9 protein-coding genes and 1 other RNA gene are annotated in these 12,761 nt (G+C 42.0%); 5 read left to right on the plus strand and 5 right to left on the minus strand.

From position 1 onward, the window contains the following. Positions 1-71: 71 nt before the first annotated feature. Positions 72-267, minus strand: a non-coding RNA gene (gene ssrS / locus FQ083_RS10740) — 6S RNA. Positions 268-504: 237 nt separating this feature from the next. Between ssrS and gpmI the strand changes: the two genes are divergently transcribed. Then, on the plus strand, positions 505-2,163 hold the full coding sequence (gene gpmI, locus FQ083_RS10745; RefSeq protein ID WP_149409847.1) for a 2,3-bisphosphoglycerate-independent phosphoglycerate mutase: 1,659 nt from the start codon (positions 505-507) through the stop codon (positions 2,161-2,163). A gap of 266 nt (positions 2,164-2,429) precedes the next feature. Next, the gene (locus FQ083_RS10750; protein WP_149409848.1) at positions 2,430-3,992 is read left to right on the plus strand and encodes a S41 family peptidase; all 1,563 of its coding nucleotides are present in this window, start codon (positions 2,430-2,432) and stop codon (positions 3,990-3,992) included. A 28-nt stretch (positions 3,993-4,020) separates the two neighbouring features. On the opposite strand, the gene FQ083_RS12905 is transcribed toward FQ083_RS10750, so the two are convergent. The 3 genes from FQ083_RS12905 to FQ083_RS10765 form a co-directional block, all read right to left on the minus strand. Beyond that, a complete protein-coding gene (locus tag FQ083_RS12905) occupies positions 4,021-5,760 on the minus strand; it encodes a sigma-54-dependent transcriptional regulator (protein ID WP_149409849.1) in 1,740 nt (579 codons plus the stop codon). A 163-nt stretch (positions 5,761-5,923) separates the two neighbouring features. Next, entirely contained in the window at positions 5,924-7,654 is a 1,731-nt protein-coding gene (locus FQ083_RS10760; RefSeq protein ID WP_149409850.1) for a sensor histidine kinase, read from the minus strand. A gap of 40 nt (positions 7,655-7,694) precedes the next feature. Next, positions 7,695-8,330, minus strand: a complete 636-nt coding sequence (locus FQ083_RS10765; RefSeq protein WP_011513027.1) for a response regulator — start codon at positions 8,328-8,330, stop codon at positions 7,695-7,697. A gap of 406 nt (positions 8,331-8,736) precedes the next feature. On the opposite strand from FQ083_RS10765, the gene FQ083_RS10770 reads away from it, so the two are divergent. Together FQ083_RS10770 and FQ083_RS10775 are read left to right on the plus strand one after the other, a co-directional pair. Next, complete coding sequence (locus tag FQ083_RS10770) at positions 8,737-9,831, plus strand: serine hydrolase (protein ID WP_149409851.1); 1,095 nt, start codon at positions 8,737-8,739, stop codon at positions 9,829-9,831. A 112-nt stretch (positions 9,832-9,943) separates the two neighbouring features. Beyond that, on the plus strand, positions 9,944-10,624 hold the full coding sequence (locus tag FQ083_RS10775) for a thiamine phosphate synthase (RefSeq protein WP_149409852.1): 681 nt from the start codon (positions 9,944-9,946) through the stop codon (positions 10,622-10,624). 27 nt (positions 10,625-10,651) lie between these two features. Here the strand turns inward: FQ083_RS10775 and FQ083_RS10780 are convergent, their stop codons facing one another. Then, on the minus strand, positions 10,652-10,981 hold the full coding sequence (locus FQ083_RS10780) for a TraR/DksA family transcriptional regulator (RefSeq protein WP_149409853.1): 330 nt from the start codon (positions 10,979-10,981) through the stop codon (positions 10,652-10,654). A 322-nt stretch (positions 10,982-11,303) separates the two neighbouring features. Between FQ083_RS10780 and FQ083_RS10785 the strand changes: the two genes are divergently transcribed. After that, positions 11,304-12,506 (plus strand): phosphoglycerate kinase, encoded by a 1,203-nt coding sequence (locus FQ083_RS10785; RefSeq protein WP_149409854.1) that lies wholly within the window; start codon positions 11,304-11,306, stop codon positions 12,504-12,506. The last annotated feature ends 255 nt before the right edge of the window (positions 12,507-12,761 follow it).

Here is a 12,761-nt window from a genome sequence, read left to right on the forward strand (position 1 = left end):
GGGCTTTTTAGTAGCTGTAATTCATTCTTTATAAATATAGTGCTTATAAATAAAAGAACTACTAGCCGAATATAACAACCGAAGTGCCGCCGCAAGATGGTGACCCATGAACCGTGAAGTTCAGGGCGGATGCGTCACTGCCTCGGCAGGTTTCCTGATACACCGCAAGCGGTGCAGGCATACACAATGAAGCAATAGGTACCACATCCTGGTAAAGCATTATCGGCTCAGGGAATAAACATCTGCTAGCCAACACTTCAGAATATAATTATCTTAACCAATGGTTTGAGTGATTGCAAGTACGATTTACAGATTGCTACGTGAGTTTGATAATTAGCATTATTACCATGAAATTATTATTACATCCTAATCTATTTATATAGTAAGCAATTGTTGATTTAGAAGCTCACTTTTCAGCTATTTCAAGATGTGTGCTAATATAGACAACTTTAGACATCCTAATACAGCATTATAGGCGTTCATTCACTTGAGGAGCGGTAATCCATGACCAATACCCAGCAACAATCAGAATCTATCGACGATAATCAGGCACAATTAAGCAAGCAGCAAGATAGTGATAATAATAAGAAAGTGCCGCGTGTATTAATGATATTAGATGGGTTTGGGCATCGTGAAGACGATAAAGACAATGCCATTGCTGCCGCTAATATGCCAAATTTAGATAATATTTATGAACAATATCCGCATGGATTGATATCAGCGTCAGGAGAAGATGTAGGTTTGCCAGATGGTCAGTTTGGTAATTCAGAAGTTGGGCATATGAATTTGGGCGCTGGGCGCGTGCTTTATCAGGATTCAACTCGTATCTCAAGTGAAGTTGCCAGTCGTGATTTTTATAAAAATGAAGCCTTGGTCGATGCAGTAAAAGCCGCCAACACATTGGGCGGCAATGTGCATATTATGGGCTTGCTGTCAGATGGTGGCGTCCATTCTCATCAAGACCATATTGAAGCAATGTGTCATTCCGCATTGGTACATGGTGCCAAAAACGTCTTTGTGCATTGCTTTTTGGATGGACGTGACACGCCGCCTAAGTCTGCTGATAAATATATCAATCGTCTTCGTGATCATATCGCAAAGCTGAATGCGCATTATGAGAGTGGTCGTGTACAGATTGCCAGTATTATCGGGCGTTACTATGCGATGGATCGTGACAATCGCTGGGATCGTGTACAAAAAGCTTATGAGCTGATCACTGAAGGTAAAGCGGATCGTTTAGCAACTCGTGCTGATGGGGCAGTGCAAGCTGCGTACAAAGCACGCGAAACCGACGAATTCATTAATCCAACGGTCGTAATTGGGCGTGATGAAGTGCCTTATACCGTTGATGACAATGATGCCCTTATTTTTATGAATTTCCGTGCTGACCGTGCTCGTGAGCTTGCGCAAGCTTTCGTATTACCGGATCATGAGTTTTCAGGATTTGCCCGCAATAAGCAGCCAAAACTTGCGGCATTTGTGATGTTGACCAAGTATTCTGATGTGTTAGCAGATAATCCTAAAACCAGCATCGCTTATTATCCAACCTCATTGACCAATACACTTGGCGAGTATTTGCAAGATAAGGGCAAAACCCAGTTACGTATTGCTGAAACTGAAAAATACGCGCATGTGACGTTCTTCTTTAGTGGTGGGCGTGAAGATGAATATAAAGGTGAGACACGCATCTTAGTGCCATCGCCAGATGTTGCTACTTATGACTTGCAGCCTGAGATGAGCGCGCCTGAAGTGACTGATAGACTGGTGGAAGCGATAGAATCTGGTAAATATGACGTGCTAGTTGTCAATTATGCCAATGGTGATATGGTCGGTCATACTGGTATCTTTGATGCTGCGGTGCAAGCAGTAGAAGCGTTAGATATCTGCGTTGGGCGCGTGGCAGAAGCAGTACGTGCGGCAGGCGGCGATATGCTGATTACAGCAGATCATGGCAACTGTGAGCAGATGCAAGACTATGAGAGTGGTCAAGTCCATACTCAGCATACTACTGAACACGTGCCACTGATTTATGTCGGTGAGAAAAAAGTACAAGTCCGTAGCGGCGGTAAGCTTAGTGATGTTGCACCTACTATTCTGGCCTTAATGGATATCGAAGCGCCGAAAGAGATGACAGGCGAAAGTTTGTTGGTTGCCGCTCAATAATCCAATTATAGTAAGGCGCTAGAAATTTATAGTAGTAGCGTTACATTACTTTCAAAGTAAATTAATATTAAAAGGGAGAGCTATTGATCAGCTCTCCCTTTTTTGTTGCTACATTTTGTCTAACATTTCACCTAAGTTACTTGCAATACTCTCCTATTCTTATAAGGGTGCTTGATGCTATCTTATGGGCTATTATTCAATAATAACCATATAACAATCCTATAATAATGATGGCTTAACTTTGGACAAATTTTCAGGTGATTTTTATGCATTTTAACAATCCTATCAGTCGTACATTTCCATTGACCTCTAAAAGACTCGAGCAGTCAATGAGTACGATATCTAGCTACACTAACGTCTTAAAGCCGACGCTTATCGTGGGTTTTCTGGGCTTAAGTATGATTGCTATACCAGCGCAAGCGGCTGTCAAAGATACTGCTGCAGGACGCAACGCGAGTCGTACGGCAAGCTTACAACTCATCAGTTTAAATGCTGATAATGTACCATTAGATAACGGCGCAGATGATCTATCAGATATTGCTGATATGCTTGAATCTGCTGATCAAGCTGACGATTTAATTGATAGTGTGGCGGATGAAAGTGTGCTGAACAATGAATCGCCTATTATTAATACCGACATTCCTGCAGAAGTGGCTCAAGTATCATTAAATGCTATTTCTCCTGAAACGTTGAAGACCTTTGTTGCTTTGATTGATTTGGTACGTCGCGAATATGTCGATACAGTTAATGATGAAGAACTGTTTAATAATGCTATGAGCGGCATGTTAACCAAGCTCGATAGTCATGCGGAATTTCTGGACGCTGAAGCCTATGAAAATCTGCGTGCTTTTACAGAAGGCGATGTCGGCGATATTGGTATCAAGGTTGAGTATCAATCAGCCTTGGGCTATTGGGTCATCACTGAGGTACTTGATGATTCACCTGCCGATAAAAAGGGTATCGCAGTTGGCGATTATCTACACCAAGTCGATGAATTTAAGCTTGGCGAAGATGAAGAAAGTAACGATATCGAGCAGCTTTTGACAGGCATTGCCGGTACGCAAGTAGATGTGGTGACGTCCAAGGCAGGACGCCGTAAACATGTCACCACTTTACAACGTAATAATAGCCATCCTCAAATTATCGAAACTCGTTTTGTAGATGGTATGGCCATTGTTAGGTTGCCAGCATTTCAAAATAATAGCCGTGAAAAACTGCTACAAAGTTTGATCGATTTAGATAAGCCTGTCACAGGAATACTACTAGATTTACGTGATAATCCAGGTGGCGTATTGGCATCCGCTGTGAGCGTTGCTAGCCTATTTATGACAGATACGGATGTGGTACAGATAAAGAGTCGCCAAGCAGATTCGCGTACATTATCGACTAGAGGTGCAGCATTGCTTGAGGCGTTACCGGTAGTAGTATTGCAAAATCGCTATTCGGCGTCAGCGGCAGAAGTGTTGACCAGTAGCTTGCAAGCGCAAAAGCGTGGCACTGTCTTAGGTGAGGTCAGTTACGGCAAAGGCTCTGTACAATCGGTGATACCGCTTAACGAGGAGCAAGCAGTCAAGCTTACGGTTGCCAATTATATGACCGCTTCAGGTAAAAAGATAGATGGTATTGGGGTAGAGCCTGATATCGCACTATCGGGTAGTGAAAGCACGTGGGAGCAGCAAGCGCTTGATTTATTACGAAAGAAAGCACTTACTTCAGGTATTCGATTTGTACGCTCTGAGAAAAAGCCCGATCCTAAAAATAGTATTATTAAAAACAATACAGCTATAAAGAATGTTATTGAAAAACCAACATCTGAGGAAAAGCTCTAATCTAGTCACAATTCTATATCAAAGCCCTTTATTCAGCTTGATCTTCTGCAATCTCAAGTTTGGTCATACGATAGCGTAAGGATCGAAAAGTGGTTCCTAATAGTTCAGCGGCTTGGGTTTTATTCCAGCCAGTTTGCTTAAGTGCAGTGATAATAAGTTGTCTTTCTTGCTCTTGGAGATAGTGCTCTAACCCTTGTGCTGGTAGCTGACCACTGACGCTGCTTTTTATCGCGATACTGTCTAATATATCAATATTGCCATCAATACTACTGTCGATATTGGCTACAGAATCGGTCTTATCACTATTTGCGTTCTTGTTTACTGATTCAGCGCGCTCCGCCATTGCTGTCACTGATTGCTGCTCTATTCCTATTGCGGAAGACGATGAGTCAGATATCGTACCGGATATCGAAGGCTGCTTCACTGCAGCATAGTGATGAGTCATCGTACGATAAGGATGCAGATTAGCTGTTGCTTGCTGCGTCGAGACACTTTTGATAGATGATGGTTCTCTATCGTCTTTATCTATATTTTCTATTGAATCAGATGCGTTATTTTCATTGATTTTTTGAGGCATATGCGCCTGTTGATGGTCATCTAAGTCAGATAAGCCGAGATGGCTTATATCGATAGTTGAGGTTTCAGCTAGAGTAACGGCACGTTCAAGTACATTACGCAGCTCACGAACGTTACCCGCAAAATCATGCTGCTGTAAACGCAGGCAAGCCTCTGCAGTTAATAAAGGCTTCGACTCCAACTGCCACTCTTCAGCAATCAGCGCTAAAAAATGCGTGGCTAATACCGGTATGTCATCGCGCCGTGCATTCAATGTTGGTAATTTAAGCTCAATCACGTTAATGCGGTAATATAAATCTTGACGGAACAACCCTGTCTGTACCAGCTGGTTCAGATCTTTATGCGTGGCTGACAAGATACGAATATCGACAGGTACTTCTTTGGTATCACCAATCGCGCGTACAGTTTTTTCCTGAATAGCCCGTAGCAACTTCACTTGCATCGCTAAAGGCAAATCTGCCACTTCATCTAAAAATAAAGTACCGCCATTGGCTTGCTGAAATAAACCTTGCTTGTCCGCAACGGCACCTGTAAAGCTACCTTTTTTATGACCGAAAAACTCTGATTCCATCAGCTCTGAAGGTATTGCCCCACAATTTACCGGCACAAAACTGCCGTCACGCCGCGGGCTTAAGTCATGAATGAGCCGCGCAACGACTTCTTTACCTGTACCTGACGCCCCTGACAAAAATACCGGCGCTTGTGAGCGAGCCAATTTTAAAATAGTGTTTTTTAAAGGATGCATTACTGCCGAATCACCAATCAGGCGCTCATCAAGCATCTGCTGTTCAGGTGAGCGTTGCGGCGTGGACTTGGCATTCAAATCTTGTTGTATTACTTTTAGCGCGTTTTCAACCAATTGCCGTAAGCGGGGTAGCTCAAGCGGTTTATTGACGAAATCAAAGGCCCCAAGCTTTAGTGCTTCAATCGCTAAATCCATACTACCATGCGCTGTAATCACCGCAATGGGCTTACTGGAGCTGGCACTGATATGTTTGACCAACTCTAATCCCGAACCATCAGGGAGTTTTAAATCGGTTAGACAAAAGTCATAGTCATTGTCTTGCCAGTACGATTTCGCTTGCGACAATGTATAGGCAACATCACTTTTGATACCCATTTTGGTCAGGGTGATTTGCATCAAACGGCATAAATCTACTTCGTCATCAACGACTAGCGCGGTGGTTGTCATACATCATCTCATTGTTTTCAAGTGCTGCAAAAGTATATAAAATAACTCTCTAAGGGTTTATCAGTCTTAATAACTGCATTGGTTACAGGTATTTTTTAATGAACAATATAAAGCCTATTGTTTTACATTTTCTTTCAATTTTTTTTGAGAAGTAATTTTTTCTTCAGATAAAAGTTGGACTAACGATATCATTATGAACAGCAGGAAAAATCAGCCTAAAGCAGGTTTTTTGATGCTCAGGCACATACAGTAAGCGTGCCTGATTGGCTTCACAAAAGGCTTGTGATAAATATAGCCCAAGCCCTGTGCCTGATTGTTCGGTGGTAAAAAACGGATTAAATAAAGCGCTTAAATCAGCTGCATTAACACCAGTACCGCCATCCAAAACATCGATTATAACATCGTTATCGGCACAATAAATTTCGATTTCCACAAAGGCATGAGGGTGGGCGTAACTACTATAGCGTAAACCATTATTGATTAAATTGATGAGTACCTGCTCTAACTGATGAATATCAAAAGAGATGGTAGGCTGGGTAAGAACATGTAAAAAGACATCATGTCCTTTAAAGTAATTGTCTAAAAATACAGGCATCCAATCAGCAAGGATAATGGTTTGTTGATTGGCCGTTTGCTGGCGCGACAGTTTTAATACGTCTTCGATAATGCGATTAACGCGTTTTGTTTGCGAAAATATCATTTTATAAAGCTCATGGTTGCCAGTCATCTGGCTATTTATATTATTATTAGCGAAAGGATTTAGGGCATTGTCATTGTCCATCTCGCTTTCTATAACATCTTCTATTAGCAACTGGCTAGCTTGAGAAATAGCTGCCAAAGGGTTTCTGATTTCATGAGCGATACTGGCGGTCAACTGTCCAAGTGAGGCGAGCTTTAATTGTTGCGCACTGGCTTGTTCACGGCGTAAATCCTCTAATATAATGAGTTTACTGTCGTCTTTTAAAGGAATAATATCGACACGCAGCTTGCCAATGATAGAAGAGTTGGCAACAGCAGGCAGCTCATAAATGAAAGTACGCGTTAGTCCTGCGGCTACCGATAAGCAAGCATTAAACAATTGCAGATGTTGTTGACCAAGTTGCTGCTCAAAAGCGGCTACTGGTTTTGACTGATTGTCATGACGGCTTGGGATACTAAGTAGCTGATAAGCCGCAAGGTTGGCTAAGACCACTTGTTTGTTATCAATGACGATGACACCATTGACCATTTGAGAGATGACTTCTTGATTGATACTATTTAAACGCTCGACTTCTTTGGCATGGCGAACCGCCACTTTTTCAAGCTGTACCAAGCGCTGCGATATCGACCAGCTTAGACCGCCTACTGCCAAAAAGCTGGCTGACATGAGTAGGGCATTGCCTAAATTTGCCAAACTCATACTATTGGCAATGGCATAAAAAAACTGCTGATAAATCACAAAAATAATGGCAAGCAAAGTAATAATCAATGCTTGTGAACCATGTAATAACATAAAGCTTGCGGCTACCACCACCATATATAGCATGGTCAGCTGCAAATCAGGTGCGCCAGCGGTATAGAGCAGTAAGCTTAGAATAATGACATCTAGCGCCAACCCAAAAGCCAGCTGTCGGCGTATATGCTTACCAACGGTATAAAATAATCCTAGCAAGATTAAACTTAGCAAAACGTAAAAACTGAGCACGGTTTGCTGCAAGAAACTTGGCAATGATGGGCTGCCATCCGTGCGAACCGTAATATATACCATCAGCATAAAAAACAAGCTGACGATAAAGCGATAACTGCTATAAATCATCCCCAGTTTGCGTAACTGCGGCACAGGCAAAATATCATCTTGCTCTAGATAGTCAGTAATAACAGCGATAAGCTTGGAGGCAGATTTGGCAGGATTCATGGATTAATAACTAATGTGCTTAATGAGAGAGAATTGATAATTAGGGCTGAATAAGACCATGACGAATCGCTAAATGCGTCAATTTCACATCACTATCGACATTTACTTTTTCATAAATGCGATAGCGATAGGTGTTGATGGTCTTCACACTGACAAATAACTGGTCTGCGATTTGTTGAGGGCTTTGACAGTTGACCACCATCATTGCTACTTGCTTCTCACGATCACTGAGCAAATCAAAAGGGGAATTGGCATTATCAGATAATAGTACGTCAGCTAATTGTTCAGCGACGTCTTGGCTAAAATAGCGTCCACCTTGATAGATTTTTTTGACAGCTCGTATCATCTCATCAAGCGGTGTGCCTTTAGTAATATAGCCATTGACGCCCGCTTTAATCAACATTGAGGGATAAGGTTGAGCTGACATACTACTAACCGCCAAAATTTTGATACCCATATCCAGCTGAATCAAGCGTTTGGTTGCTTCCAAACCGCCGATATTGGGCATATTTACATCCAGTAATATGACATCAGGACGCAGCTGTTTTGCCATCTTTATCGCCATATCACCGCTGTCTGCCTCACCGACGACTTCGATATCTGCACTATCTGCCAGCATACGGCTAATACCCATCCGCACCAAATCATGATCATCTACTACTAATACTCGAATCATTGTTATACTCTTTTCTATCTATCAGAATAAAGGGTGCACTGCTAAATTTAAGTCATCTTAATCAATCTATTTGACCAATAACACTCATTTACGCATAAAAAAGCCAATATTAATTGCTTTATTTGGACAGTAGAGACGCAATAAGGTGTCTGCCAGCGTTAATGTAATGCTATATTGCGCTAATGTTAACTAATATTGCTGTAACATCAAGTAAGTGTAGTAAAATTTGAATGTGGCACTGAAATGCCATCTAATTGATTTAGTACATTAAACTTAAATGCAAACCATGATACACTAAAAATACAAAAACTCTATGTGAGTATCTACAAACACACCTATAAACGCTACGTACGTAGTTGGCGTCAGTCAGTATGTCACTGATGACAGCACGTAAGCAGGAGGCAGAATGAAGCAACTACCATTAACCAAACAGCAATTAATCGCTGCTATGATTTCATTGAGTTTGGGCAGTGTCGCACAAGCCGCACTTACAATTAATGGTAGCGCCAGCTCTGAGTCTAGTGCTCGCCTGAGCTGGGGCGGTGCCGATAGCTTGTCTGAAGCGCGCAGTATCATGTCTAGGTCTGGCAATAGCTCTACGATTAAAAAAATAGATAACGGTTCTGGTACAACCAGTATTACCAATACGACCAGTTTTGGTAGTAGTAATAACAACAGTTATAATAATGCCAATAGCTACAACACCACTTATCGCGGTAGTTTTGGCAACAGTAATATGATTCCGATCAGCACCGATTCGCGCAGTGTCGCGGTTATTGATGCAGAAACCGGTGAGTCAATTTATCAAAAAGATGCGGATATCGCGCGTCCAATGGCCAGTATTACCAAGGTAATGACGGCTATCGTGGTACTTGATGCCGGCTTAGATATGCGTGAAGAGCTAACACTTGATCCAGAAGATTTCGTTGGTCCAAAGCGTGCCAGCTCTAACCTAAAGTCAGGCGATCGTCTCAATCGCGCTGAGATGCTATTAATGGCATTAATGAAGTCAGAAAATCCTGCAGCAAAAAGTCTTGCCCGTAATTATCCGGGTGGCTATAGCGCCTTTATACGTGCGATGAACCGTAAAGCACAAGAGCTTGGCATGAGTACCGCTTTCTTTGGTGACCCAACTGGTCTGGATAAGCGCAACGTTGCTTCCTCAAATGACTTGGTTAAAATGGTTCGTGCTGCTGGTAACTATGACGTGATTCGTCGTTTCTCAACCACTAAGAGCTATGATTTTTTTGTCTCTAACTTCTCAAGTGGTAACCGCACTTACAAAGCCAATAACACCAGCAGCTTAGTTCGTGATGGTAGCTATCCTATCGGCATCTCAAAAACAGGTTTTATCAATGAAGCAGGTCGTTGTGTTGTCATGGAGACGCGCGTCAATAATCGTCCCGCTATTATCGTAATTTTGGGTGCCAATAGCTCAGCAACGCGCTGGGGTGATGCCAAAAATATCTTAAATAGCTTGGCAACACGCCGCACGGTATAAGATTACAGCGTTAAACGCGCAGTATCAAAAGACATTTATAATAAAAAGGCTGTTATGTGATATAACAGCCTTTTTATTATGTCAAAAACGTGTTGATATTAAGGAGCATTACATGATTCAGGCATCGGTCTCTACGGTTTCTCATACTATACCTAAGCTATATTTGCTGACTAATGATGATGAGTTTAGCCTTTTATATCAAAAGTTAGAAGCCGCCTTAGCAACAGGATTGATTGCTCTTTTACAAATACGTCGTAAGCAGATATTGGCATTGCCTGACGGTGAGTCTGTTCTTTATAAAGAGGCGCTACAAATCGTTAATTTGGCTAAAACCTATAATGTGCCAGTATTGATAAATGACAATATTGCTTTGGCCGAAAAACTTGGTATCGGCGTGCATTTGGGACAGCAAGATGGTGATCTTAGTGAGGCAACACAATCTTTAGCCCCGAATCAAATCATTGGTCGCACTTGTCATGGCGATATAATGCTAGTCAAAGCTGCGAAAACTGAAGGCGCAAGCTATGCCGCCATGGGTGCAATCTTTGCTTCAACGACCAAGCCCAATGCTGCCACTATCTTACGCCAGCAACTGATAGAAGGTTGTCAGCAAGATATAAAAATATGCGTGATAGGCGGTTTAACGGCAGAAAACATCTCAGAGCTGGCAGGGTTACCTATTGCTTATATAGCAATCGTTGGCGATATCATGGATTTACCTGTCCATCAAATCGCGATGCGTTGTCAGCAGTGGCAGCAAGTACTTAATAAGTGGAATGTGCCTGCTGAATGAATACTATTTTAAAATATAAGCACGAATTTATTCAGCGTGCTGCATACATAAAGTTGCATAAGGCAATGCTTGCAGGCGCTGTGCTTCGATAGGCTCAGCGCATACCTCACATTCCCCATAACTGCCACTTTCGATACGGCTTAAAGCGTGGTCTACAAAACCTAAGCTTTGCTGTGCCTCAACTATTAAGTTCTTGCGCATGTCATTCTGACGATAAGCAATCGCTTGATCTTCCCAGTGTTCATTGAGATCATCTTGCGGATTTTGGATATGGTCCTCAATGTCAGCAATCCGAGTTTGGTACTCTTCTTTTAGTTGTAATAGGTTTTGTTTGGCAGCTTCAAAGTCGATACTCATTTATTTCTCCTAATGATTTATTGTTATGACACAAGTACGCTATTGATCATAGATAGCTAAACGACTCAGTACCACCACAAAATGTTAATGAGAGTGTTATTAGTTTGAGAAGATAAATTTGCTTATCGCTAAATTTATCTTAGGTGACATATAAGTACAGACTATAAAACTGTTAGAATACACCGCCTTAAATACTTGTTAGGACAGTTTTCTAAAACTGCCAGCAATAGGATTTGATGAAATAAATTTGCTAAAGAGTATCCAATAAACCGTTGGCGAACCGTCATACAGATTGATAACAGATGATATATAGGAGCAGGTAATGAATTTTTTGCGTATGAGCGAGCTGAGTTTGACCGATAAAGTAGTGTTGATTCGTGAAGACCTTAATGTCCCTATTAAAGCGGGTAAAGTGGCTAGTGATGCACGCCTGCAAGCAAGTTTGCCGACGATTAAGATGGCGCTAGAAAAGGGTGCAGCAGTGATAGTCTGCTCGCATTTAGGACGCCCGACAGAAGGCAATCCTGAAGCTATTTATTCGTTAGCACCCGTTGCTGACTATTTAAGCGATAAACTATTCGCGCCTGTTACGCTGAATAGTGACTACCTCACTCAAGGCATCGCTATCGAAGCAGGTGAAGTCGTACTGCTAGAGAACGTACGTTTTAATGAAGGCGAAAAGAAGAATGATGCAGCGCTTGCACAAAAATATGCTGATTTGTGCGATATATTTGTGATGGACGCTTTTGGCACAGCACATCGCGCCCAAGCATCAACAGAAGGCGTAACCCAAGCGATGCATAAAGCTGGTAAGACCGCCTGTGCTGGACCTTTATTGGCAGCAGAGCTTGATGCTTTAAGCCTAGCACTTGAAACGCCAGCACAACCTATGCTCGCTATCGTTGGTGGATCAAAAGTTTCTACCAAATTAGAGGTATTGCATAGTTTGGCTGAGCTTTGCTCACAGATTATCGTTGGTGGCGGGATTGCCAATACCTTCTTAGCCGCGCAAGGTCATAGTGTTGGTGCGTCACTTTATGAAGTAGATCTGCTCGATACAGCTCGTGAAATCATGGGTAAAACTGAGATTTTATTACCTGAATATGTCGTCGTTGCTGATAAAAATGAGATTGATTTTGCAGATTTCACAGGCTCGCTTCAAAAGGCAGTTGCTAGCATCAAGTCTGTTGATACGATTGGCGATAATGACATGATATTAGATATCGCACCAGAGAGTGCCATGAAATTGGCAGAGGCGATCAACGATGCTAAAACCATTTTATGGAATGGTCCAGTCGGCGTTTTTGAAGTGGATGCGTTTGGTCAGGGTACTCAGATAGTGGCAGAAGCGGTCAAAAACAGCCAAGGTTTCTCGATTGCAGGTGGTGGTGATACACTTGCTGCGATTGATAAATATCAAGTGGCTGATGGCGTCAGCTACATGTCAACGGGTGGCGGTGCGTTCTTAGAGTTTGTAGAAGGTAAAATCTTGCCAGCGGTTGCTGCTTTACAAATTAATGCATAACCTCTTAACGATACTTAAGCAGATGAGTAACATTAGCCGTACAACTTAGCCGCAGTATCTAAGGTACGCTGTACGGATAATATTTTGGCTACTATTCATATCTTATTGTTTTCAAGGCAATAAGTTCGAATTGTCATCGATTATTATTAAGTGGTAATTATTTGTTTCTATACTGAAAATTATTATTGCATGTCCAATTTGCACTCTATAAAATAGCGCAAACCATGTATTTGACATGCTTTATTTATGAGGGAT

Origin of the sequence: Psychrobacter sp. ANT_H59 (genome assembly GCF_008369225.1) — a bacterium.
GTDB classification, from domain to species: Bacteria; Pseudomonadota; Gammaproteobacteria; order Pseudomonadales; family Moraxellaceae; genus Psychrobacter; species Psychrobacter cryohalolentis.

Coding starts and splice junctions, on each gene's coding strand:
- FQ083_RS10775 (WP_149409852.1), top strand. CDS start 9,944: ATGATTCAGGCATCGGTCTCTACGGTTTCTCATACTATACCTAAGCTA.
- FQ083_RS10765 (WP_011513027.1), bottom strand. CDS start 8,330: ATGATTCGAGTATTAGTAGTAGATGATCATGATTTGGTGCGGATGGGT.
- FQ083_RS12905 (WP_149409849.1), bottom strand. CDS start 5,760: ATGACAACCACCGCGCTAGTCGTTGATGACGAAGTAGATTTATGCCGT.
- FQ083_RS10780 (WP_149409853.1), bottom strand. CDS start 10,981: ATGAGTATCGACTTTGAAGCTGCCAAACAAAACCTATTACAACTAAAA.
- gpmI (WP_149409847.1), top strand. CDS start 505: ATGACCAATACCCAGCAACAATCAGAATCTATCGACGATAATCAGGCA.
- FQ083_RS10750 (WP_149409848.1), top strand. CDS start 2,430: ATGCATTTTAACAATCCTATCAGTCGTACATTTCCATTGACCTCTAAA.
- FQ083_RS10785 (WP_149409854.1), top strand. CDS start 11,304: ATGAATTTTTTGCGTATGAGCGAGCTGAGTTTGACCGATAAAGTAGTG.
- FQ083_RS10760 (WP_149409850.1), bottom strand. CDS start 7,654: ATGAATCCTGCCAAATCTGCCTCCAAGCTTATCGCTGTTATTACTGAC.
- FQ083_RS10770 (WP_149409851.1), top strand. CDS start 8,737: ATGAAGCAACTACCATTAACCAAACAGCAATTAATCGCTGCTATGATT.